Genomic DNA, 22,986 nt, shown 5'->3' on the forward strand with positions numbered 1-22,986 from the left:
GCACATTACACTCAGGGCGATTTACGGCCTATGTCAACACCCGTGCACCCTCCGGTTCGTTCACCGCCCTCAGGACGCACACCCGCCGCCCGCCCCGGCGCCCTCCGCATCACCCGCAACAGGTACTCCTCCCGGTCGAGCGGGTTGTGATCGGTCCGCGAGCGGCTCGGTACCTCGCCGCCGGTCACCGGCGCGTAGTGGTCGAACGCGGACTCCAGCTCACCCTCGCCGCGGGTCGGCCCCGGCAGCGTCTGCTGCAGCTCGTGCACCTGCGCGGCCGGCACCCGGCCTTCGAGAACACAGGTCCGCCCGCGTGGTGAGGTGGTCTCCGGGACCGCGCGCAGCCGGGTGAGAACCGGCATCAGCGCGCCGAGCGTGTCCGCCGGGGCCTCGATCCGGAAGCGGTTCACCGGCTCGTACACCCGGGTGCCCGCCCGCCTGAGGGCGGCCATCACGACCAGCGGGGTCAGGCCCCGGAAGTCCGCGCCCGTGCTCGACATGCTCTTGTCGAAGCCCTGGTGGGCGTGGCTCTGCCGCGGGGAGTAGCCCGAGTGCGTCATGGTGACCGTGCAGTCGGTCACCCGCCAGCCGTGCAGGCCCTGCGCCAACGTCTCGTCGACCGTGTCCTCCACGGCCCTGAAGAAGGCGTACGGCATCGAACCGAGTTCCACCTCCAGGCGGAACGCGACGCCCGAGCCGACCGGGGCCGGGTCGATGCGCAGTCCCACGGTGGCCAGGAAGGGATGGGAGTCCTTCTTGTTGAACTCGACCGCCGCGCCCGTGCCGACGGGCCGTTCGACGCACAGCGGCGTCGTCTCGCGGAAGGTGACGGCAAGTCCGTACTCCTCGGCCAGGGTCGCCTGGATGACCTCCTTCTGGACCTCGCCGTAGAGGGAGACGGAGACCTCCTGGCGAAGCTCGTCCTGCCGCAACGCGATGAGCGGGTCCTGTTCGGCGAGCTGGGTGAGCGCGACGTGCAGCGCTCCTCCGTCGCGGTGTCGGGCGGGCACGACGACGGTCTCCAGGGTGGGCGGGGAGAAGAGGTGTTCCGGCTGACCGGCGCACGGTGCCTCGCCGAAGGTGTCGCCGATACGGACGTCGGTCAGACCCCACAGCTTGCCGATGCGGCCCGCCGTCACCGATGCCTCGCGGTCCGCTCCGCCCCGGTCGAACACGCCGATGGCGGTGACCCTGCCCTCCCGTCCGCCGGGGAACACCAACCGGTCGCGGGTCCGCAGGGTCCCGGAGAACACCCGCGCGTACGCGACCTTCTCCCCCGCCGGTCCGCGCTCCACCTTGAAGACGTTGCCGGAGGCCGGCCCCTCGGTGTCGCCCTCGATGGCCGGCAGCAGTTCGGTGAGTCCCCCGATCAGCTCCTTCACCCCCGCTCCCGTGATCGCCGAGCCGAAGAACACGGGGTGCACCCGGGCGTGCCGGGTCTGCTCGACGAGGGCGGTGCGCAGCCGGTCGGGCGACACCGCGTCCTCGACGTACGCGGCCAGCAGTTCCTCGTCGTGCTCGGCGAGGACGTCGAGCAGCCGGGTGGTGAAGGCGGTGTCGTCGGCGTCGTACGGGACCACGTGCGCATCGCGGGTGCCGAGTCCGTACGGCCGTCCCATCGGGACCACCGACCGGGTGAGCCGCTCGGCCAGGGCGGTGAGGGTCCGGCCGTCGTCGGCACCGCCGCGGTCGATCTTGTTGACGAAGACGAGGGTGGGGATCCGCAGCCTTCGCAGGGTGCGCATCAGGATGCGTGTCTGGGCCTGGACGCCCTCCACGGCGGAGACGACCAGCACCGCGCCGTCGAGCACGCCCAGCACCCGCTCCACCTCGGCGATGAAGTCGGGGTGTCCGGGGGTGTCGATCAGGTTGACGGTGACGCCGTCGAGGGTGAACGAGACGACGGCGGTCTTGATGGTGATGCCGCGCTGCCGCTCCAGCGCGAGGGTGTCGGTCCGGGTGCTGCCGTCGTCGACACTGCCGATCTCGTCGATGACACCGGTGGCGTGCAGCAGCCGCTCGGTGAGGCTTGTCTTACCCGCGTCTACGTGCGCGAGGATTCCCAGGTTCAGTGTGGGCACAGAGCGTCATGTCCTCGGGGTGGGTGCTGGTTGTCTGCCGGACGGACATGAACGCTGTGCGCATGGGGACTCCTCGGTTTCGACAACTCTGTCCCGTGCAGTCCAGCAGGACCGCGGCGGCGACAGCAACGGAATTTCAGGCGCGCTCGCTCCGATGGTCGGCGATGAGCTGCTCCAGTTGGCGCAGGGCGGCGCGCGCCCTGGCCGGGTCCTGCCGGTAGTACGGGTCGTCGGGCACCGGCAGGGAGCCCGCCAGGGCCCAGCCCCGGCCGCGGGCCCAGGTGGCGTCGTCGACACCGAGCGCGGTCCGGAAGTCCCCGCGAACCCCGTCCGGCAGGAACTTCCAGGCGGCGAGCAGGTCGACCGCGGGGTCGCCGACGGCCAGGGTGCCGAAGTCGATGACGGCGCTCAGCCGGCCGTCGGCCAAGAGCAGGTTGCCGGCCGCGAGGTCGCCGTGGATCCAGACGGGCGGCCGGTCCCAGGCGGGCGCGGCGAGAGCCGTCTCCCATACCTCCGTCACCGCGTCGGCGTCGATCAGTCCGGACCGCTTCAGCGCCTCGATCTTGGGCCGGACCCGCGCCTCGCAGGCGAGCGAGTCCCGCTCGTCGCCCATCGGCACGCCCCGGAAGGCGTTGCTCTGCTCGGGAGGGGGGCCGCCCGTGGGGTCGATCGACTGCAGCGCGGTCAGGAACCCGGCCAGTTCCAGGGCGGTGCGGCGGGGGTCGGCGAGGCCTTCGGGAGTGGCTGTCTCGCCCTCCAGCCAGCGGTAGACGGACCACGGGTAGGGGTAGCCCTCGCCGGGTTCACCCTTGGCGACGGGTTCGCTGACGGGGAGCGGCAGACGGGGCGCGAGCCGGGGCAGCCAGGTGTGCTCCCGCTCCACCTGACCGGCCCAGTGCGGGTAGCGCGGGAGGCGTACGGACAGTTCCTCGCCGAGCCGGAAGGTCGCGTTGTCCAGACCGGGGGATGCCACCGGTGCCATGGGGAGGTGGGCCCATCGCGGGAACTGGGCCGTCAGCAGACGGCGCACGAGGTCGACATCGATCAGCACCCGGCCATCTCACCCGAAGGGGTTGTCAGCGGTCCAGCGGTTTTCCGGTGCGTGGGGGCAGCCGGTGCAGCCGGACGTCCGTCAGTTCACCCCCGGTCACGGCGGCCGTCATGTACGTGCAGTGGGGCCGGCGGCGGCGGTCGGTCGGGGAGCCGGGGTTCAGCAGGCGCAGCCCGGTGTCCGTGGTGGTGTCCCAGGGGATGTGGCTGTGGCCGAACACCAGCACGTCGAGGTCGGGAAACCGCTCGGCGCAGCGGCGTTCCCTGCCCTGGGCGGGTCCCGTCTCGTGGACGACGCCGAGGCGCAGCCCGTCCAGGTCGGCGCGGGCCACTTCGGGGAGCCGGGCGCGCAGGGCGGGGCCGTCGTTGTTGCCGTGGACCCCGATCAGCCGGGCGGACCGGCTCTGCAGCAGGTCGAGCGTGGCCACGTCCACCCAGTCGCCTGCGTGGATCACGACATCCGCGCGCGAGACGTCGGCGAGCAGCGGCGCGGGCAGTTCCTTCGCACGCTTGGGCAGGTGGGTGTCGGACATCAGGAGCAGGCGCACGACACCAGGGTGTCACCCCTGGACAGGGACGCTCAGGTCTGCGCGTCGGCCGGCGAGTGCTCCAGGACGATGTCCGCCCACACCTGTTTGCCGCCGCTGACCGGGAGTGTCCCCCAGGTGTCGGACATGGCCTCGACGAGCAGGATGCCACGGCCGCCCGTCGCCTCCCAGCCGATGCTGGTCGGCTTGACGGGCGTGCGCGGTGAGGAGTCGGCAACCGCGACGCGCAGCCGGTGGTTGGACAGGGTGAGGTCGAGTCGGACCTGGCCGTCGGTGTGGACGAGGGCGTTGGTGACGAGTTCGGAGACGACGAGGAGCACCGTGTCGGCCTCCTCCGGGACGCCCCAGGAGCGCAGGGTGCGCCGGGTGAAGCGGCGGGCGTGCCGGACCGCTTCGGGAACGCGCCACACCGTCCAGCTCTCCCGCAGCGGGAGCATCGCCATGCCGTCGTAGCGCACCAGGAGCAGGGCCACGTCGTCGCTGCGGTTGGCCTCGGCGAGCAGGGCGTCCGCGACGAGGCCGAGGTGCTCGGGGTCGGCGGCGGACAGCTCGTCGGCGATCCGCGCGAGGCCGTCCTCGATGTCGACGTCGGCGGACTCGACCAGACCGTCCGTGGTGAGGGCGACGACCGTGCCCGGCTGCAGCCTGAGCGGGCTCATCGGGTAGTCGGCCTGGGTGACGACCCCGAGGGGCGGTCCGCCCTCCGACTCGATGATCTCGGTACTGCCGTCCGGGTGGCGCAGCAGGGGTGGGAGGTGCCCGGCCCGCACGCACCAGGCGGTGCCCTGCTCCATGTCGACGTCGACGTAACAGCAGGTGGCGAAGAGGTCGGACTCCATGTCCACGAGGAGCCGGTTGGCGTGCGAGACGACGACGTCCGGGGGGTGGCCCTCGGCCGCGTACGCCCGCAGCGCGGTGCGCATCTGGCCCATCAGGGTGGCCGCGCCTGCGCTGTGGCCCTGGACGTCCCCGATGACGAGGGCGACGTGGTTGTCGGGCAGCGGGATCACGTCGTACCAGTCGCCGCCGAGCTCCAGACCGGCGGTGGTCGGCAGGTAGCGGGCGACGGCGACGGCTCCGGGCAGCGCGGGCAGGCGGCGCGGCAGGAGGGCGCGCTGGAGCATGCCGATCAGCTCGTGCTCGGCGTCGAAGGCGTGGGCGCGCATCAGCGCCTGCCCGGTGAGACCGGCGACGGCGGTGAGCAGGGCGCGTTCGTCGGGACCGAAGTCGTGCGGGCTGTCCCAGCCGACGAGGCAGGCGCCGGCCATACGCCCGCCGGCGGGCAGCGGCAGCACCGCGAGACCGCCGGGACCGACCTCGGCGAGCGCCGGTTCCAGCGGGGTGCCGGCGGGCCAGATCGCGGCGCGGCCCTCCCTGAGCGCCGTGGCGAGGGTGGGCATGGCGCGGACCGGGGCGTCGGGCCACTCCGAGCGCCACTCGGTGCGCCACAGCTCCGGCCAGGCCTCCGGTTCCGGCGGGTCCAGGACGGTGACGACGAGGCGGTCGGACTCCAGCTCGGCGAGCGCGATACGGTCCGCCCGCAGGGGCCCCCGCAGGGCGGCGACGACGGCCCTGCTGACGTCGCGGACGGTTCCGGCGGTGGCGAGGGCGGCGGCGAGCCGCTGGATGCGGGTGACGTCGCTGACCCCGGGGCGCAGCTCGGACGCGTCGGTGACCGTGCCGACGAGCCGGACCGGGCGTCCGTCCCCGGCGGGCAGCAGGCGCCCGCGCAGCCGCAACCACCTCGGCTCGCCGGAGGGCTGGAGGATGCGGAACTCCAGTTCCCGGTCGCCGATGGACATGTGTTCCGCCTCGACGACGGACATCACGGAAGGCAGGTCCTCCGGGACGGTCCGGGCGAGCAGGGTCTCCACACGGCCGTCGAACTCGCCGGTGTCAATGCCGAACAACCCCAGCATCTCGTCGTCGACCTGGACCCGGCCGCTGTCCATGTCGAGCGTGAAGGAGCTGCCGGGCGGCCCACCGGTGCCGGCCGCGCCCGGAGGCGGGCAGGTGACGGCCTCGGCGAAGAGCTTCAGGCACGTGCGGTCATCGGTGTCGAAGCCGTCCGGGCCGTCGCTGACGGCCGCCAGGCATCCCCCGCCGCGCAGCGGCAGGACGGCCAGGGAGAAGTCCTGGTCGGGCATCCCGCGCGCGTCGGCGCAGTGGCCGATGTCCTCGGGGGTGAGCCACCGCGGCTGCCCGGAGCGGTGCACCTCGGCGGCGGGGGCCGTGCCGGAGAGGGAGTAGGAGTCGCGCAGCCCGTACAGCGTCCGCGGTACGCCGACCGACTCGGTGAGGGTCAGCTGGTCGCCTCCGTCTTCCGGGCTGTAGACGGCGGCGAGGGTGGCACCGGTGAACACGAGCACCTGTTCGAGCACGCGGCGCAGGCGCTCGCGCGGGTCGAGGTCCGCTGCGAGCGTCTTGAGGGCAAGTTCCGCGCGCAGCGTTCTCGTTCTGCGTCCCGCAGTGCCCTCACTGCCCACTCTGCAATTAGAGCGCGTCCCGGACGCTCGCGCAGCCCCTGTGAGCGCATCGACCGACGGCTCGCGGGTGCGCGGCAGAGCGGACGCGGCGAGCGGCGCGCCCGCCACTGAGGGTGACGGGCCGCCCACTGGGCGCGCGCGCTCCTTCGGACGGCCCGGGCACGGAGCGGTCCGGCCCTCCCGCCGGAGGGCCGGACCGTTCCACTGACCGGGGGAACCGCTGTTGCTCCCCGGTCAGTGGCTGGAGAGTCCGGAGCCGTCGCCGACGCCGCTGCCCGACTGGGCGCCGGCGTTGCCGGACTGACCGGCCTGACCGGATTGATCGGCAGCCCCACCCGACTGGTCACCGGGGCTCACCGACTGCTGACCGGCGCCGTTCTGGTCACCGGCGCCGGCACCTGCACCGCTCTGGTCACCGGCACCGGCGCCGCTCTGGCCACCCGGGTTCGCCGACTGGTCGCCGGTGCCCGCCTGGCCACCCGGGTTCGCCGACTGGTCACCCGCGCCCGCCTGGCCACCCGGGTTCGCCGACTGGTCACCCGCGCCCGAGCCCGCACCCGCACCCGCACCACCGGCGCCGAGGGTCGCGCCGGTCGCCTGGAGCGCCGTGGTCACCGGCTGGAAGAAGGTCTCGCCGCCATTGGTGCAGTCACCGCTGCCGCCCGAGGTCAGGCCGATCGCGCTGCCGTCCTTGGTGAACAGCGAGCCTCCGCTGTCACCGGCCTCGGCGCACACGTTCGTCTGGATGAGCCCGGTGACGGTGTCGACGCCGCCCGGGTTGGTCTCGCTCTGGAAGTTGACGGTGGCGTCGAGCCCGGTGACGGTTCCGTCGTGCAGCCCGGTGGTGCTGCCCATCCGGAAGACCTGCTGGCCCACCACCGCGTCCGCGGCCTGGGTGATCTGGACCGTCTGCCCGTTGCCGACGTTGACCTCGCTCGGCGCCTGGGTCTTCGGGTCGTCGTACTTGACGAGGGAGAAGTCCCCGTTGCCCGGGAAGGTGGCCTGGTCCACGGTGGCGATCGGCTGGCCGTTCTGGGAGTCGGACCACTGCTTCGCCGCGACTCCGCAGTGCCCGGCCGTCAGGAAGGCGGGGCTGCCGTCGCTCGCGGTGACGTTGAAACCGAGGGAGCAGCGGACACCGCCGCCGTTCGCCCGAGCGAAGATCGCGTCGCCGCCCGACACGAAGGTCTTGAAGGCGCCCGCCGACTTCTTGACGGTCGCCATGCCGGAGCCGAGGCTCTTGACCGTCGACTGAAGCGTGTTCCACTTGGCGCCGGTGACCGAGCTGTCGGCGGTGACCCGGATCTCGTTGGTCTTGGGGTCGACGGACCACGCGGTGCCGGGGATCGTCGCCCTGGTGCGCAGTGTGCGGGCGGCGGCCTGGAGCTCGGCCGTGCTGTTCCGTACCTGGTTGGGGACGGCACCCGCCTTTCTGACGGCGTCCGCGGCCTTGCCGATGTCACCGACCACGTTGACGACGACCTGCTGCTTGTCGGCGTTGTAGTAGGACCCTGCGAAGGCATCACCCAACTGCGATGCGAGCTGCTTGGCGACGAGCGAGACATCGGCCGCCTTGAACGTCTTCGGCGTGTCGCCCGACGCCGAATCCGTCTGGGACGCGTTGGCGTTGGGCAGCAGAAGGGCCGCAGCTCCGAGCGCCGCCACGCTTCCGACCGCGATCGCGGCCTTGCGCTTGGGTATGCGTTTGTGACTCAACTCTCGACCTCCTGGGGACGGGGTCCGTTGCCGCCGTCCGGCAGCTGACTGGGGCGCCTGGATGCCAGTTGATACGCGCACCTCCGGTGGGGCGTTCAACCGACTCTGCAACTGGCCGAGTTGGCGTATGCGAAAGCGTGAGATAGGTGGCAAAGGCGCCTGCCGGGCGGGGCCGACGACAAGAATCGACTCACGCGAGAGGATGGCCACCGTGTGCTACCGGCCAGTAACCCTGGGTTCGTGATGCAGGGTCGAATTCCGGCTTCAGGGAATCTGCACATCCAATGCGCAAGCGGGTCACCGTGTACGGCGGATCTGCACAGGCGTCCGCCGGGCGCCGCGCCATTGAACCCGGACTGTCCCATTCCCCACCGGGGCGGCAAGAGGCCGTACGCGACGATGCCGCGCAGCATGTGAAGAAGTCGACGCCAAGACGTGCGCACACCTGCACGGATTGGCACTGCGGGACGTCAATTGCCCAGGTGGGGGCGCTGGTTGATTGGAATCGCCGCGCGCCGCCGTGCTTTGATCCGTTGCACCGCGGGGGCCACCCCAGGGTCCCGGCAGCGGGGTGCCCGGCGCTCGCGGATCGCGGCCGACCGTCTGTCCCCAGAGGGGCCGCTCCCCCTTGTGAATACCCATACGAAGGGAAGTTCCATCATGAACTCCACCCCCCAGGTTGAGACCGCCGAGATCTCGGACGCCGAGCTCGACGCCGTGTCCGGTGGCCTGCAGATCAACGCCGTGGGCACCGCGACCGGCCTGGTGGACGGCATCGCCCCGGTTTCCGGCCTGGTCGGCACGGCCGTCGGCACCGTCAAGGGTGTCACCGGCCTGAACACCGCCCCGGTCACGAACCTGGTCGCCGGTCTCTGATCGCAGTGTCGTGCCGCTGAGTCCCGGAACCGCTCCCCGGTTCCGGGACTCTCGGATGCCCTGAATCTTCTGGAGTGGGTGAGGGAAGTTCCGTGCAGTTCCGTCAGCAGGCCCTCGCCAAGCTGCAGGCGCCCGAGGAGCTCGACCTCCCGGTGCGCTTCGCCCGCCCCCAGGGCTGGCTGGCCCTGACCGTGACGGTGGTCGCCATGGCCGCCGCGTCGGTGTGGGCCGTCACCGGCTCGGTGGCCTCCACGGTCAGCGCACCCGCCGTCCTCACGCACGCGGAGGGCAGTTACCTCCTGCAGAGCCCGGTGGCCGGACAGGTCACCGCCGTCCTCGCCGAGCAGGGCGAGCGGCTGCCCGCGAACGCGCCCGTGCTGAAGGTCCGCACGGAGCAGGGCGAGTCGGTGGTCCGCACGGTCGCCGCGGGCCGTGTCACCGAGCTCTCCGCCACCATCGGCCAGATCATCCGCACCGGGGCGAACGTCGCCGCGGTGGAGAAGGTGGAGCACGCCTCGGACCCGCTGTACGCGACGGTCTACGTGCCCGCCGAGAACGCGGCGTCGATACCGGCGAACGCCGCCGTCGACCTCACCGTCCAGTCGGTGCCGGCCCAGCAGTACGGCGTGCTGCGCGGCCATGTGAGGTCCGTGGACCGCACGGCCCAGTCGGCCCAGCAGATCGCCGCGTTCCTCGGGGACGGTCAGCTGGGCGAGCAGTTCACCAGGAAGGGCCGCCCGGTGGCCGTGCTGGTGCGGCTGGACACGTCGTCCGGTACCAAGAGCGGCTACGAGTGGTCGTCCGCGGACGGCCCGCCGTTCGCCCTCTCCTCCATGACCCTGGCCACGGGTTCGATCCGCCTGGCCGATCAGCGTCCCGTCGATTGGCTCCTGCCGTGACCACTCCCCAGGACACCCTGCCCCCGGTCCGGGGCAGACGCCGCGCCGCGCCGCCCAGGCGCACCGTGCCCACGTCCCGGCGGAAGACCGTCCGCACCCCCACCGTGCTGCAGATGGAGGCCGTCGAGTGCGGCGCCGCCTCCCTGGCGATGGTGCTCGGCCACTACGGCCGGCACGTACCGCTGGAGGAGCTGCGCATCGCCTGCGGTGTCTCCCGGGACGGCTCGCGCGCCGGCAACCTCCTGAAGGCCGCACGCAGTTACGGTCTGACGGCCAAGGGCATGCAGATGGACACCGGCGCGCTCGCCGAGGTGAACGGGCCCGCGATCCTGTTCTGGGAGTTCAACCACTACGTCGTGTTCGACGGCATGGGACGCCGCTTCGGCCGCCGGGGCGTACACGTCAACGACCCGGGCAAGGGCCGCCGTTTCGTGCCGATGGAGGACTTCGACACCAGCTTCACCGGGGTCGTCCTGGTGATGGAACCCGGCGAGGGCTTCACCAGGGGCGGCCGCAGGCCGGGCATCCTGGGCGCGATGCCGGGCCGGCTGCGCGGCACGGCGGGCACACTGCCCGTCGCCGTCCTGGCGAGCCTGCTCCTGGTGGCGGTGGGTGCCGCACTGCCCGCGCTGAGCCGCACGTACATCGACACGTTCCTGATCGGCGGCCAGACCTCCCTGCTGGGCGTGCTGTTCGCGTCGATGGCCGCCTGCGTCCTGCTGACGATCGTGCTGACCTGGCTGCAGCAGGCGAACCTCCTGCGCGGCCGGATCATCTCCTCCACCCTCTCCAGCGCCCGCTTCCTGCGGCATCTGCTGCGGCTGCCGGTGACGTTCTTCGCCCAGCGCAGCCCCGCCGACCTGGTGCAGCGACTGCAGTCCAACGACGCGGTCGCCGAGACCCTGGCCCGCGACCTCGCCGCGGCGGGCGTCGACGCGATCGTCGTCGTGCTGTACGCGGTGCTGCTGTACACCTACGACCCGCAGCTGACGTTCGTCGGCATCGGCGTCGCCCTGCTCAACGTGGTGGCGATGCGGGTGGTCGTACGGCTGCGTGCGACGCGCACGGCGAAACTGCGCGCGGACACCGCACGGTTGACCAACACGGCCTACACCGGCCTACAGTTGATCGAGACGATGAAGGCGACCGGCGGCGAGGACGGCTACTTCCGCAAGTGGGCGGGCCAGCACGCCACCACGCTCGAGGAGCAGCAGCGGCTCGGCGTGCCGAGCGCCTGGCTGGGCGTGGTCGCGCCGACGCTCGCCACGTTCAACAGCGCGCTGATCCTGTGGATCGGCGGGTTGAGGGCCGTCGAGGGGCACATCTCGGTGGGTCTGCTGGTCGCGTTCCAGGCCCTGGTGACCCGGTTCACCGCGCCGCTGACGCGCCTGAACGGGGTCGCGGGCCGTATCCAGGACTTCGCCGCGGACGTGGCCCGCCTGAAGGACGTGGAGAACTTCCGGGCCGACCCGCTCTACGGCCGCTCCGGCGGTGGCGCGTCGACACGGCGGCTGCACGGTCATGTGGAGCTGGAGAACATCACGTTCGGCTACAGCCCGCTCGACAAGCCACTGCTGAGCGGCTTCAGCCTGACTGTCGGGCCGGGTCAGCAGGTGGCGCTGGTCGGCGGTTCGGGCAGCGGCAAGTCCACGGTGTCCCGGCTGATCGCCGGCCTGTACACGCCGTGGGAGGGCGAGATCCGTATCGACGGGCGGCGCCTGGAGGACGTTCCGCGCGGCGCGCTCGCCGCCTCGGTCTCCTTCGTGGACCAGGAGATCTTCCTCTTCGAAGGCACGGTCCGCGACAATGTGGCGCTGTGGGACCCGTCGATCCCGGACGAGGCGGTGGTCGCCGCCCTGCGGGACGCGGCCCTGTACGAGGTGGTGATGCGCCGCCCCGGCGGCATCCACAGCCGGGTGGAGCAGGACGGGCGGAACTTCTCCGGCGGGCAGCGGCAACGCCTGGAGGTCGCACGCGCGTTGGTGCGCGACCCCAGCATCCTGGTGCTCGACGAGGTCACCAGCGCGCTGGACGCGGAGACCGAACAGACCGTGATCGACAACCTGCGCAAGCGCGGCTGCGCGTGCGTGGTGATCGCACACCGGCTCAGCACGGTACGCGACAGCGACGAGATCGTGGTGCTCCAGCACGGCACGATCGTGGAACGCGGGCGGCACGACGCCCTGGTGGCGGCCGGCGGGGCGTACGCCGAGCTGGTCAGGGAGCGGTGAGGATGACGGCGGTACACGAGGGCGACGTCGTCCTGGGCGCTCTGGGCGCGATGGGCGCGCCCGTCGACTGCTCGGGCCTGAGCCGGCTCGACCTGGAGGGGCCGCAGGTGCTGTGGCTGGTGGCGTCCGGCGCGCTGGACCTCTTCGCCGTCGACGCGGCGGTACAGGGCCACTGGCACCACCTTGGCCGTCTCGGGCCGGGCTCCCTGCTGCTCGGCCCGGTGGCGGGACCCCAGCACACCCTGGTCGCCCGGCCGGTCCGTGACTGCGTGGTGCGCCGCATCCAGCTCCGCGAGCTGTACCAGCCGGTCGACACCCAGACCTGGTCCTACGACCAGTACGGCAACCCGCAGTACGTGCCACCGACGACGAGCCCCCTGGAGTACGCCCTCGCCCTCGGTGTCGGCCGGAGTCTTTCCATTCTGTTCCAGGCGCCGATGGCCACCGAACGGGCCGCCGACATCACCGACGACGACGTCTTCTGGATGCAGGTCCCGCCGGGCAGCGTCCAGTACGGCTCCCTGTACGGTGCGGAGGCCGCTGCCGACCTGCTGGTGGACCCCGCCGTCTGGCAGGGCATGGTCGACCAGCAGTACCGCCTCCTCGCCACCCTGGACCGGTGGATCGAGCAGCTGGAGCGCACCCACGCGACCCGCACCGCGGCCGGTATCAAGGCGGGTGAGGCCGTTCGCGCCCAGGCCGACCGGACGCTGCTGGCGTCCATCGGGAAGTCGTCGGAGCGGCGCACGACGGACGCCGACGCCGACGCCACCTACGCGGCGTGCGGACTCGTGGCCCGCGCCGCCGGCATCACCCTCGCCGAGCCCGCGCGGAGCGGCGCCGAGAGCGACCGCCTCGATCCGGTGGAACGCATCGCCGTCGCCTCCCGCGTCCGGACCCGGGCGGTACGGCTCGACGGGCGCTGGTGGCACGAGAACGTCGGCCCGCTGGTGGGGCACCGGGCCCTGTCGGGCGCGCCGGTCGCGCTGCTGTGGCGGCGAGCCGGCTATGTCGCCGTTCACCCGTCGTCGGGACGCGAGACGCCGATCGAGAAGGCGAACGCCGCCGAGTTCGCGCCGCGTGCCGTGATGTTCTACCGTCCGCTGCCCGACCGTCGGCTCGGTCCCCTCGGGCTGCTGCGGTTCAGCATGCGCGGCACGGGCGGCGATCTGACGGGCCTGCTGCTCAGTGGGCTGGTGACCGTCGCGATCGGCGCGCTGGTGCCGATCGCCACCGGCAAGGTGCTCGGCGAGTACGTGCCGAAGGCGCAGGAGGGGCTGATCGTCCAGGTCTGCCTCGCCCTCATGGTCACCGGCGTGGTGGCGGCCGCCTTCATGCTGCTGGAGAACATGACCGTCCTGCGCCTCGAGGGACGGATCGAGGCGACCCTCCAGCCCGCGGTGTGGGACCGGCTGCTGAGGCTGCCGACCAAGTTCTTCACCGAACGGTCCACCGGTGAGCTGGCGAGCGCCGCGATGGGTGTCAGCGCCATCCGGCGGCTGCTCGCCGGAGTGGGTCCGACGGTGGCCCAGGCGGTGACGGTCGGCGCGATGAACCTGGGGCTGCTGCTGTGGTACAGCGTGCCCATGGCCATGGCCGCGATCGGCATGCTCGTCGTCATCGCCGCTGTCTTCCTCGGGCTCGGGCTGTGGCAGGTGCGCTGGCAGCGGCGGCTGGTGCGGCTCACCAACAAACTGAACAACCAGGCGTTCCAGACCCTGCGCGGCCTGCCCAAGCTGCGGGTGGCGGCGGCGGAGAACTACGCCTACGCCGCCTGGGCGCGGGAGTTCGCGCGCAGCCGTGAGCTGCAGCAGAAGGTGGGCCGGATCAAGAACCTGACGACGGTGCTGGGCGCGGTGTATCTGCCGCTGTGCTCGCTGCTGCTGTTCATGCTGCTGGCGGGGCCTGCGAAGGGTGCGCTCTCGGCCGCGGACTTCCTCACCTTCAACACCTCCATGACCATGCTGCTGACCTCGGTCACCCAGCTGACCGGCGCGTTCGTGTCGGCGGTGGCCGCGCTGCCGCTGTTCGAGGAGATCAGGCCGGTGCTGGACGCGACCCCCGAGGTGCGCACGGCGAGCACCCGGCCGGGGGTCCTGTCCGGGGCCGTCGAGGCGCGCCGGCTCTCGTTCCGGTACGCCGACGACGGTCCCCTGGTCCTCGACGACGTGTCCTTCGAGGTGAAGCCGGGTGAGTTCGTGGCCGTCGTGGGCCCGAGCGGCTGTGGCAAGTCGACCCTGCTGCGGCTGCTGATCGGCTTCGACAAGCCGGTGTCCGGCAGTGTGCTCTACGACGGCCAGGACCTCGCCGCACTCGACCAGTCGGCGGTGCGCCGCCAGTGCGGGGTGGTGCTCCAGCACGCGCAGCCGATGAACGGGTCCGTCCTGGACGTCATCTGCGGCACCGAGCCGTACACCCCCGAGGAGGCGATGGCGGCGGCCGAGATGGCGGGTCTCGCGGAGGACATCCAGCGGATGCCGATGGGGCTGCACACCATCGTCCAGGGCAGTGGCGCGATCTCCGGTGGCCAGCGGCAGCGGCTGATGATCGCTCAGGCGCTGATCCGCCGGCCGCGCATCCTGTTCTTCGACGAGGCGACGAGCGCGCTGGACAACGAGACACAGCGGAAGGTCATCGAGTCCACCCGCGCCCTGAACGCCACCCGGATCGTGATCGCCCACCGCCTGTCCACGGTGCTGGACGCGGACCGCGTCATCGTGATGGAGGACGGCAGGATCACCCAGCAGGGCCCGCCCGGCCGGCTGCTGGCCGACACGGCCGGCCGGCTGCACGAGCTGGTGCGGCGGCAGATGGCGTAGGACCTCCGCTCAACCGGCCGCCCGTCCGGGCGGCCGGTGCTCGGCAGGAGGGCGTGCGGTGGGCACCTGCCGTCCCTCCATGCCCGGATGGGGCGGTGACGTACGGGGCGGCACCACCGTGCTGTACGCGGTCGGCGCGGAGGCGGGCCGCAACGCGAAGGTGACCGTGGAGCCGCGGTACTTCGGCAGTCACGTCCGCGCCGGGCCCATCGGCCGGTCGCAGTACGCCGGCCCTTGGTCGCAGTACGCCGGCCCTTGTCCGAAGGGCGCGGTCGACGACCTCCGGGTGTACGGGCGGACGCTGAGCGCCGCCGAGGTGGCGGCGCCGGCACAGGCGTAGCCGGGCGGCCGGCTCACCCTGTCCGGGGTGGGCCGGCCGTCGCCCCGCGGTGGCTACTCCCCCGCGTACGCCTTCTTCAGGGCGGCGATGTCGAGCTTGCCCATCGCCAGCATCGCGCGCGTGGTGCGGGCCGCCTTCTCCTGGTCCGGGTCGCCGATCATGTCGATCAGCCCGTCCGGGATGACCTGCCAGGACACGCCGTACTTGTCCTTGAGCCAGCCGCAGGGGCCCGGCTGGCCGCCGCCCTCGGTGAGCTTGTTCCAGTAGTGGTCGATCTCCTCCTGGCTCTCGCAGTAGATCTGGAAGGAGATCGCCTCGCTGAAGGTGAACTGGGGCCCGCCGTTCAGGGCGACGAACTTGTGCCCGTTCGCCGTGAAGTCGACGGCGATCACGGAACCGGCGGGGCCGGGGCCGGCCTCCGTGTAGCGGCCGATGCGTCCGATGCCGGAGTTCTTGAAGATCGACACGTAGTGGTGCGCGGCCTCCTCGGCCTGGCCGTCGAACCAGAGACAGGTGGTGAATCCCTCGGTGGCCATGTGTACCTCCTGGAGTGTGGAAGCGGTCACCTGTGCAGACCGATCCTTCCCCCGGAACTCATCGGCCGGAGCGCGGCTCGACGCGTGTGGCGGTCCCCGTACCGTCCCGCTGCGGCACAGGGCGGAACGGACCGAGAACATCGTGCGCTGGACGGGGTTCGGCCGGAGCGGTCACTTCGCGGCCGTGGAGGAGGGATCTGCTGGTGGAGGACGTACGGGTGTTCTCCCGGCAGCTGCGCGAGAAGGGCTGAGGCACCGGCTCTGCCCGTGGCGAATCTGCGGCGGGCAGAGAAACCGCAGGACGGCGTCTCTCGAGGTCGACAGTGGAGTCGACGGCATCCGTGCCATGGACAAGGAGACCCGATGACTCCACTCACCACCCTCGCGCCCCGGGCCGAGGAGGGCGACACCGCGCCCAGCCGATTCGACGACCACCTCGCCGCGCAGCTGCTCGCCCAGCGGATCGTGTTCCTGGGCACGCAGGTCGACGAGGTGTCGGCCAACCGGGTGTGCGCGCAGCTGCTCCTGCTGTCGGCGGAGGACCCGCGCAGCGACATCAGCCTGTACATCAACAGCCCCGGCGGGTCGGTGACCGCGGGTCTGGCCATCTACGACACCATGCGTCTCATCCCGAACGACGTCTCGACCCTGGTGATGGGGTTCGCCGCGAGCATGGGGCAGTTCCTGCTCACCGTGGGGACGCGGGGCAAGCGGTTGGCGCTGCCGAACGCGCGGATCATGATGCACCAGCCGTCGGCGGGCATCGGCGGCACCACCGCGGACATCGAGATCCAGGCGGAGAACCTCCAGTTCACCAAGAAGGCCATCGAGCGGATCACCGCCGAGCACACCGGGCAGAGCGAGGAGACGATCGCGCGGGACGGCGACCGGGACCGCTGGTTCACGGCGGGACAGGCCAGGGAGTACGGAATGGTGGACCGGGTGGTGGAGTCGCTCGCCGACGTCCGCCCGGCCGCCTCGCGTCGGCGGATGGGGTTGTGACATGGGGTCCTACACGGTTCCTTACGTCGTCGAGCGGACCGCGCAGGGCGAGCGGTCCTACGACGTCTTCAGCCGGCTCCTGAACGAGCGGATCATCTTCCTCGGCACCGAGATCGACGACGGGGTCGCCAACGTGGTCATCGCCCAACTCCTGCATCTGGAGTCGTCGAACCCGGAACACGAGATCTCGATCTACATCAACTCGCCCGGGGGATCGTTCACTTCGCTGATGGCGATCTACGACACGATGACGTTCGTGCAGTCGCCGATCTCCACGTTCTGTGTCGGCCAGGCGGCGTCGACGGCCGCGGTGCTGCTGGCCGGGGGCGATCCCGGGCGGCGGTTCGTGCTCCAGCACGCGCGGGTGCTGCTCGGTCAGCCGGCCAGCGGAGGGCGGCAGGGCACCGTCGCGGATCTCAGTCTCGCCGCCAAGGAGATGATCCGCATCCGGTCCCAGGCGGAAGAGGTGTTGTCCCGGCACACGCACCACGACGTGGCGACGCTGCGCGCGGACATGGACCGGGACAAGGTGTTCACCGCCGAGGAGGCCGTCGCCTACGGGCTCGCCGACGAGGTGCTGAGCCGGCGGCTCGCGTTCGTCTGACTCCGGCGCGGCCGGGTCGGATGCGGGGCCGGTACGGCGGTGGCGCGCGCCGTACCGGCCGGCGGACCGGTCAGGCGGCGAGGCAGAGGCCGTCGTACTGCGCCGTGGGCGACCTGCGGCCCCGGCTCACCCGGCTCCGGGCGTACCGGGCCAGTTCGTCCTGGGCGAGCGAGAGCAGGTCGGCGAGGCCGAGTCCGAGGCCCTGGGCGGCGGCCGCGAGGACCTCGGAGGAGGCCTCCTTGCGGCCGCGCTCCAGCTCGGACAGGTACGGCATGGAGATCCGCGCCGCCTCGGCGACGTCCTTCAGCGTGCGCTCCTGGGCGAGCCGCTCCCGGCGCAGCACATCGCCGACCAGGTCGCGCCACAGGGGCTCCTTGGGCGCGGTCGGCTGCGGGGCGCCCGCCGCTCGCTGCGGGGGGCGGGGCGCCGCAGCGGGGTCGGCCGCCGCGGTCTGCGGGCGCAGGGGAATGACGCGGGCTTCGTTCGGCGCATGAGTGCTCACCCCTTCAGCCTAGGGATCCGGGGCGTCACGGGAAGGGAGCGGCGTTCTGCCCTGGGTGAAGCCGTGCGGCCCGGCGGGGACGGCAGTTGACCGATGACGCCGCCCGGCCGTCGACGCGGTGGCGGAGGAGGCCCCTTTGGCCGTGCGGGGCGCCGTGGGGCTGCCTAATGCTGTGGCCGGAAAGGTTTGCCGGAAAGCTCGCGGCGTCCGGTGCGGTGCATCGCAAGGCGGAGCATCGCCCGCGTACTGGATGTACGCGGGTGATGCGACAACGCGGCGAGGTGCCGTGCCGGAACCTTTCCGGCCACAGCACTAGCGTGGCAGGGTGAGCGTCCCGAACTCGTGCGGCCGGCCCGGCGCCCGCACCGGCGGCCCGGCCCTCGCACCGCAACGATGGGTGGGGGCCGGCGGTACGGTGCTGGCCGGGCTGGCCGTCATGGGCGCGCTCGCCGCGCTCGGGCTGTGGGCGGCCGGCGGCAGCGACATCCCCGACAGGGGGTTTCCCCGCGTGGTCGTGGCCGTGGTCGTCGTCGCGGTGGGCGGCAGTGTGCGGCTGGCGGGCGACGCCGGTGCGCTGGCCGGCACGCGGGCGGGGCTGACGGTCATGCCGCTGTCGGTGACGCTGGCCGGGGCGCTGGCGATCGCCGCGGGGTTCCTGCGCCCACTGCGGCACCGGGCCGTCGCCGGCGCGCGTGAACTGGCGGGCTGGGCCGGGCGGATCGCCGTGCTGTGGCTGGCGGCGCTCGTCGGCCTCGCCCTGGCGGCCCGCCAGACCTTCCCGGTCCCGCTCGGCACCGGGACGATCGGCGACATCGGCAGCCTGTTCGGGGTGTCTCCCCGGATCGGCTTCGCCACGGACCTGTGGCCGACCGTGCCGTTCGGTCTGCTCTGGCTGGCGGGCGTGCTCGTCGTGGCCCTGCTGGTGTCGCGGGACGCCCCGCTGCCGCCCCGGGTGCTGGGCCTGCAACAGTCGGTGCGTCCCGCCGCCTGCGCCATGGTGGCCCTGTTGCTCGCCTGCGTCGCCCTGGGCACCGTCGCCGCGCTGGTGGTCGCGGCGACCCACGGGCACCCCGCCGAGACGTTCGCGCTGATCCTGCTGGGGCTTCCCAACCTGGTGTGGCCGGTGTTCACCCTCGGCCTGGGAGCCACCTGGCACGGCCGGGTGGACGGGCCGTTCGGGCTGCCCATGCCGCACCTGCTCGACGAGGTACTGCGCACTCCGGACATCTCGACGCTGAGCCTGCGTACCCTCGCCCGGTACGACGGCCGCGTGTGGTGGCTCGTGGCCGTGGACGCCGTGCTGCTGCTCGCCGCGGCGTTCGTCGCGGCGGTGCGCTCACCGGCGCGGATGCGGCCGTGGTGGCACGCCGTGCGCATGGCGGTCGCGCTGGTGGCGACGGTCCTGGCCATCTGCCTGCTCTGCCGGATCTCGGCGCACTACGGCCTGTCGCTCCTCGGGGTCGGCGACCTCGGCGGAGGTCTCTCCGGCGTGGTTTTCCTCAGACCCGGGCTGGGGACGGCGCTTGGGCTCGCCGCGTCGTGGGGGCTGGTGACCGGGCTCGCGGGCGGGCTGCTCGCCAGGTGGGTGCGGCGACGGGGCGGGGTTCCGTGAACGCCGGGGCCCGGAGGTTCGATCAGGCCGCCGGGGTGGACAGCGCGGGCACGAACCGTTGCATCCGCAGCGCGTCCACGGACTCGGCGAGCAGTTCGTACTCGGTCGTGTCGTCACTGACGGCGACACGGACCAGCCGTCCGGCCGCGAGCTGCTCCGCCACGCTCTCCTGCTGACCGGCGTCCTTGCACCAGGCGCGCAGGACGGCCGGCACATCGGGAACCGTGTCGGCGACGGGGGCCATGGCGTTCGGCGGGAAGTGCGGGTCGTCCGGGTCCGGGTCGAGCCGTTCGGCGATCCAGGAGGCACGGTCGCGCATCCACCACAGGGCGAGGGCCAGAGTGGGGGCGCGATAGGTACCGAGGGGGACGCCGACCCATTGCCCTCCGCATATGCCGTACGCCGTGACATGGCACAGGAACTCGTCGTGCACGATCGCTCCCCCCGTGCGGTAGCGCTTTCTATCGTGACCCGGTTCACCCGCTCCTTCGAGTATCGACAGTCCTGACACTCTGTCACCATGTGAATTCAGCCAGTCTCCTGGCATATTCACCGCCGCCTCCTGGCCGAAAACGAGCCGTGTCCGCCCGGAACGCCTCCGCTTACCCGGGAGGTAATCGACGCCCCCAGGCGTGTCCGGGCATCGTTGCGGTGTCGGACCCCGGCAGGCAGCACACCCCGGGATCCGGCTTCCGACCAGCGCATGTGACCTCATGGGAGGCTGATCGCCGTGTCCGCAGAGACCAACCGCTACGAGTCCGCCGTCGCCCGCTACTTCGAGGCGTGGAACACCCGGGACGCCCAGGCACTGACGAAGGCGGTCGCCGCCGCCTGGACCGCGGACGGAACCTACACCGACCCCCTGGCCGACGTCGGCGGCCACGAGCAGATCGCGGCCGTGATCACGGGAGCGCACGCACGGTTCCCCGGATTCTCCTTCCGGCTCATGGGCGCGGTCGACGGGCACCACGACCTCGCCCGGTTCTCCTGGGAGCTGGTGAGCGACGCGGACGGATCGGCGCCCGTCGCCGGCTCCGACGTGATCACTCTCGACGACGACGGGCGCATCCGCACCGTGCACGGGTTCCTGGACCGTGTGCCCGCGGGCGCAGCCTAGGAGGGCCTAGGAGATGGGTCCGGGCCAGCTCGGAGGCTCCTCCTCGATGTCCTCCGGGCCGGCGGCGGCCGCTCCCTGTGGCGGTGGCGTCTCCTTCGCCCCGAGGCTCAGGCTCAGTTCACCGTCCGCGACGTCGACGACGACCGTGTCCCCCGGGTTGAGCGTCCCGTCGAGCAGCATGTTCGACAGCCGGTTGTCGAGTTCGGTCTGGATGGTGCGGCGCAGCGGCCGGGCCCCGTACTCCGGCTGATAGCCGCGGTTCGCCAGCCACTCCTTGGCCCTCTCGGTGACCTCCAGGCCGACCCGCTGGGCGTGCAGCCGGCGTCGGCTGCCCTCCAGGAGCAGGTCGACGATCCGCACCAGGTCCTGGCGGCCCAGGGCGTGGAAGACGATGACCTCGTCGATCCGGTTGAGGAACTCCGGGCGGAAGTGCGCCTGGAGTTCCGCCGTCAGGTCGTCCCTGATCTCGTCGATGTCGCCGTGGTGGTCCAGGATGTGCTTGGAGGCGATGTTGCTGGTCATGATGACGACCGTGTTGCGGAAGTCGACCGTACGCCCCTGAGCGTCGGTCAGCCGCCCGTCGTCCAGGACCTGCAGCAGCAGGTTGAAGACGTCGCGGTGGGCCTTCTCCACCTCGTCGAACAGCACGACGCTGTACGGCTTGCGGCGCACTGCTTCAGTGAGCTGGCCGGCCTCCTCGTACCCGACGTACCCCGGCGGGGAGCCGATGAGCCGGGAGACGGTGTGCTTCTCCTGGAACTCGCTCATGTCGAAGCGGATCATGCGGTCCGGGTCGCCGAAGAGCAGTTCCGCGAGCGCCTTGGCGAGTTCTGTCTTGCCGACGCCGGTGGGGCCGAGGAAGAGGAAGCTGCCGGTGGGCCGGTGGGGATCGCCCATGCCGGCCCGGCCGCGCCGCACGGCCTGGGCCACGGCGGTGACCGCGTCGTCCTGGCCGACGACCCGCTCGTGCAGGACCTCCTCCAGCTTCATCAGCCGGTCGCGTTCGGACTCGGTGAGCTGGGAGACCGGGATACCCGTGCGGGCGGAGAGGACTTCGGCGATGTCCTCGGGGGTGACGCTCGGCGTGGGTGCCCCGCCCTCGCCGACCGAGGCGAGCCGGCCCTCCGCCTCGGTGATCTCGCCTTTGAGTCGGCTCGCGCGCTCGAAGTCCTCGGTGCTGACGGCCTCGTCCTTCTCCCGGCGCAGCCGGGTCAGCCGCTCCTCGAGGTTCGCGGCCTCCGCGGAGTCCCCCGCACTGCGCAGTCCGACGCGGGCTCCGGCCTGGTCCATGAGGTCGATGGCCTTGTCGGGCAGAAAGCGGTCACTGATGTAGCGGTCGGAGAGGGCGGCCGCGGCGTCCAGCGCCTCGTCGGTGTAGCGGACCTGGTGATGGGCCTCGTAGGCGTCGCGCAGTCCGCGCAGGATCTCGACCGTCTCCTCGACGGTGGGTTCGGGCACCATGACGGGCTGGAAGCGGCGCTCCAGCGCGGCGTCCTTCTCGATGCGCTTGCGGTACTCGTCGATGGTGGTGGCACCGACCACGCTGAGGTCGCCGCGGGCGAGGGCGGGCTTGAGGATGTTGCCCGCGTCCATGGATCCCTCGCCGGTGCCGCCGGCGCCGACGACCGTGTGCAGCTCGTCGATGAAGAGGACCACGCTCTTCCCGGCTCCGGTGACCTCGTCGATGACCTTCTTCAGCCGCTCCTCGAACTGGCCCCGGTACTGGGACCCGGCGACGAGCCCGGCGAGGTCGAGGGCGACCACGCGGCGGTCCTTCAGCGCCTTGGGGACCTCCCCGGCGACGATGCGCTGGGCCAGACCCTCGACGATCGCGGTCTTGCCGACGCCGGGGTCGCCGATCAGCACCGGGTTGTTCTTCGTGCGCCGGGAGAGGACCTCGACGGTCTGCTCGATCTCGGCCGCCCGGCCGACCACCGGGTCGAGGTGTCCCGCGCGTGCCTCGTCGGTGAGGTCGCGCCCGTACTCGTCGAGCGTCGGTGTGTCGGGGTGCCCGCCCGTCTCCCGACCCTGGCGGGGCGCGCCGCCGAGCGCGCCGGGCCCGGCTCCCTCGGCCCTCAGGGTCCGGGCCAGTGGGGAGCGCGGATCGTCCAGGAGCGCGGCGAGGATGTGCTCGGGGCCGATGTAGGAGGCACCGGCCGCCTGGGAACGGGCGTGCGCGGTGAGCAGGGCGCGTTTGGCCGCCGGGGTCAGCGCAGGCTCCCCGGTGCCGGTCCCGGAGGGCAGGGAGTCCCGCAGGTCGCCGGCGAGCCGGTCGGGATCCGCGCCCGCCTGCTCCAGCACCTGGCGTGCGGCCGGTACCCGGGTGGCGGCCCACAGCAGGTGGACGGTGTCGAGATCGGCCCCGTCCTCGGCCGCCCTGGCGCCCGCGGTGGCGAGCAGCTCGTGCGCGGAGTCGCTGAGGAGACGTCCGATGGGGACACGTTGGACGGCCGGCGGCGAGGTCGCCGGGCTCATGCCGAAGAAGCGGTTGAACAGGTCGGAGAACGGGTCGCCTGACCCGAAGGGTGAGATCGTCACGATGACCACCCGTCCGCGGCCGACACGGC

The 22,986-nt window shown here is 72.0% G+C and carries 18 protein-coding genes and 1 pseudogene; 10 read left to right on the forward strand and 9 right to left on the reverse strand.

The annotated features are described in order from the left end of the window. Positions 1-11: 11 nt before the first annotated feature. The 5 genes from AC5WS8_RS01165 to AC5WS8_RS01185 form a co-directional block, all read right to left on the reverse strand. Complete coding sequence (locus tag AC5WS8_RS01165) at positions 12-2,081, reverse strand: GTP-binding protein (RefSeq protein WP_496101338.1); 2,070 nt, start codon at positions 2,079-2,081, stop codon at positions 12-14. 136 nt (positions 2,082-2,217) lie between these two features. After that, entirely contained in the window at positions 2,218-3,132 is a 915-nt protein-coding gene (locus AC5WS8_RS01170; protein ID WP_496101339.1) for an aminoglycoside phosphotransferase family protein, read from the reverse strand. A gap of 25 nt (positions 3,133-3,157) precedes the next feature. Then, positions 3,158-3,679: a metallophosphoesterase family protein gene (locus tag AC5WS8_RS01175; protein ID WP_496101340.1), complete on the reverse strand. Its 522-nt coding sequence runs from the start codon at positions 3,677-3,679 to the stop codon at positions 3,158-3,160. Between the two features lie 32 nt (positions 3,680-3,711). Next, positions 3,712-6,165: a SpoIIE family protein phosphatase gene (locus AC5WS8_RS01180; RefSeq protein WP_496101341.1), complete on the reverse strand. Its 2,454-nt coding sequence runs from the start codon at positions 6,163-6,165 to the stop codon at positions 3,712-3,714. Positions 6,166-6,399: 234 nt separating this feature from the next. Beyond that, positions 6,400-7,881 carry a S1 family peptidase gene (locus tag AC5WS8_RS01185; RefSeq protein WP_496101342.1) on the reverse strand — a complete coding sequence of 494 codons (1,482 nt, stop codon included), beginning with the start codon at positions 7,879-7,881 and terminating at the stop codon, positions 6,400-6,402. A 660-nt stretch (positions 7,882-8,541) separates the two neighbouring features. On the opposite strand from AC5WS8_RS01185, the gene AC5WS8_RS01190 reads away from it, so the two are divergent. The 5 genes from AC5WS8_RS01190 to AC5WS8_RS01210 all read left to right on the forward strand — a co-directional run bounded on the left by AC5WS8_RS01190 (position 8,542) and on the right by AC5WS8_RS01210 (position 15,046). Further along, on the forward strand, positions 8,542-8,757 hold the full coding sequence (locus AC5WS8_RS01190; RefSeq protein ID WP_496101343.1) for a type A2 lantipeptide: 216 nt from the start codon (positions 8,542-8,544) through the stop codon (positions 8,755-8,757). Between the two features lie 92 nt (positions 8,758-8,849). Continuing rightward, on the forward strand, positions 8,850-9,656 hold the full coding sequence (locus AC5WS8_RS01195; protein ID WP_496101344.1) for a hypothetical protein: 807 nt from the start codon (positions 8,850-8,852) through the stop codon (positions 9,654-9,656). Then, entirely contained in the window at positions 9,653-11,887 is a 2,235-nt protein-coding gene (locus tag AC5WS8_RS01200; RefSeq protein WP_496101345.1) for an NHLP family bacteriocin export ABC transporter peptidase/permease/ATPase subunit, read from the forward strand. Before AC5WS8_RS01195 ends, AC5WS8_RS01200 begins: the two co-directional genes overlap by 4 nt. A 2-nt stretch (positions 11,888-11,889) precedes the next feature. After that, positions 11,890-14,706, forward strand: coding sequence for an NHLP bacteriocin export ABC transporter permease/ATPase subunit (locus AC5WS8_RS01205; protein WP_496101346.1), 2,817 nt, complete (start codon positions 11,890-11,892; stop codon positions 14,704-14,706). Between the two features lie 79 nt (positions 14,707-14,785). Beyond that, positions 14,786-15,046 (forward strand): LamG-like jellyroll fold domain-containing protein, encoded by a 261-nt coding sequence (locus tag AC5WS8_RS01210; RefSeq protein ID WP_496101347.1) that lies wholly within the window; start codon positions 14,786-14,788, stop codon positions 15,044-15,046. A gap of 53 nt (positions 15,047-15,099) precedes the next feature. Here the strand turns inward: AC5WS8_RS01210 and AC5WS8_RS01215 are convergent, their stop codons facing one another. Then, complete coding sequence (locus AC5WS8_RS01215; RefSeq protein ID WP_496101348.1) at positions 15,100-15,582, reverse strand: VOC family protein; 483 nt, start codon at positions 15,580-15,582, stop codon at positions 15,100-15,102. 103 nt (positions 15,583-15,685) lie between these two features. Between AC5WS8_RS01215 and AC5WS8_RS01220 the strand changes: the two are divergent. The 3 genes and pseudogenes from AC5WS8_RS01220 to AC5WS8_RS01230 all read left to right on the forward strand — a co-directional run. Continuing rightward, positions 15,686-15,833, forward strand: a pseudogene (locus AC5WS8_RS01220) (epoxide hydrolase); the annotation flags it as partial. Between the two features lie 112 nt (positions 15,834-15,945). Further along, a complete protein-coding gene (locus tag AC5WS8_RS01225) occupies positions 15,946-16,584 on the forward strand; it encodes an ATP-dependent Clp protease proteolytic subunit (RefSeq protein ID WP_496101349.1) in 639 nt (212 codons plus the stop codon). A gap of 1 nt (position 16,585) precedes the next feature. Beyond that, positions 16,586-17,188 carry a ClpP family protease gene (locus AC5WS8_RS01230; protein WP_496101350.1) on the forward strand — a complete coding sequence of 201 codons (603 nt, stop codon included), beginning with the start codon at positions 16,586-16,588 and terminating at the stop codon, positions 17,186-17,188. A gap of 70 nt (positions 17,189-17,258) precedes the next feature. On the opposite strand, the gene AC5WS8_RS01235 is transcribed toward AC5WS8_RS01230, so the two are convergent. Then, positions 17,259-17,690: a helix-turn-helix domain-containing protein gene (locus AC5WS8_RS01235; protein WP_496101351.1), complete on the reverse strand. Its 432-nt coding sequence runs from the start codon at positions 17,688-17,690 to the stop codon at positions 17,259-17,261. A gap of 397 nt (positions 17,691-18,087) precedes the next feature. Between AC5WS8_RS01235 and AC5WS8_RS01240 the strand changes: the two genes are divergently transcribed. Next, on the forward strand, positions 18,088-19,302 hold the full coding sequence (locus tag AC5WS8_RS01240; protein WP_496101911.1) for a streptophobe family protein: 1,215 nt from the start codon (positions 18,088-18,090) through the stop codon (positions 19,300-19,302). A gap of 22 nt (positions 19,303-19,324) precedes the next feature. On the opposite strand, the gene AC5WS8_RS01245 is transcribed toward AC5WS8_RS01240, so the two are convergent. Further along, positions 19,325-19,735 (reverse strand): hypothetical protein, encoded by a 411-nt coding sequence (locus AC5WS8_RS01245; RefSeq protein WP_496101352.1) that lies wholly within the window; start codon positions 19,733-19,735, stop codon positions 19,325-19,327. 297 nt (positions 19,736-20,032) lie between these two features. Here AC5WS8_RS01245 and AC5WS8_RS01250 point away from each other — a divergent pair, with 297 nt between their 5' ends. Continuing rightward, on the forward strand, positions 20,033-20,419 hold the full coding sequence (locus AC5WS8_RS01250; RefSeq protein WP_496101353.1) for a nuclear transport factor 2 family protein: 387 nt from the start codon (positions 20,033-20,035) through the stop codon (positions 20,417-20,419). Positions 20,420-20,425: 6 nt separating this feature from the next. Here the strand turns inward: AC5WS8_RS01250 and AC5WS8_RS01255 are convergent, their stop codons facing one another. Then, positions 20,426-22,957, reverse strand: a complete 2,532-nt coding sequence (locus tag AC5WS8_RS01255) for an ATP-dependent Clp protease ATP-binding subunit (RefSeq protein ID WP_496101354.1) — start codon at positions 22,955-22,957, stop codon at positions 20,426-20,428. Positions 22,958-22,986: the final 29 nt, after the last annotated feature.

Source organism: Streptomyces sp. PTL18 (assembly GCF_059510295.1).

Coding starts and splice junctions, on each gene's coding strand:
- AC5WS8_RS01205 (WP_496101346.1), top strand. CDS start 11,890: ATGACGGCGGTACACGAGGGCGACGTCGTCCTGGGCGCTCTGGGCGCG.
- AC5WS8_RS01210 (WP_496101347.1), top strand. CDS start 14,786: ATGCCCGGATGGGGCGGTGACGTACGGGGCGGCACCACCGTGCTGTAC.
- AC5WS8_RS01230 (WP_496101350.1), top strand. CDS start 16,586: ATGGGGTCCTACACGGTTCCTTACGTCGTCGAGCGGACCGCGCAGGGC.
- AC5WS8_RS01190 (WP_496101343.1), top strand. CDS start 8,542: ATGAACTCCACCCCCCAGGTTGAGACCGCCGAGATCTCGGACGCCGAG.
- AC5WS8_RS01215 (WP_496101348.1), bottom strand. CDS start 15,582: ATGGCCACCGAGGGATTCACCACCTGTCTCTGGTTCGACGGCCAGGCC.
- AC5WS8_RS01225 (WP_496101349.1), top strand. CDS start 15,946: ATGACTCCACTCACCACCCTCGCGCCCCGGGCCGAGGAGGGCGACACC.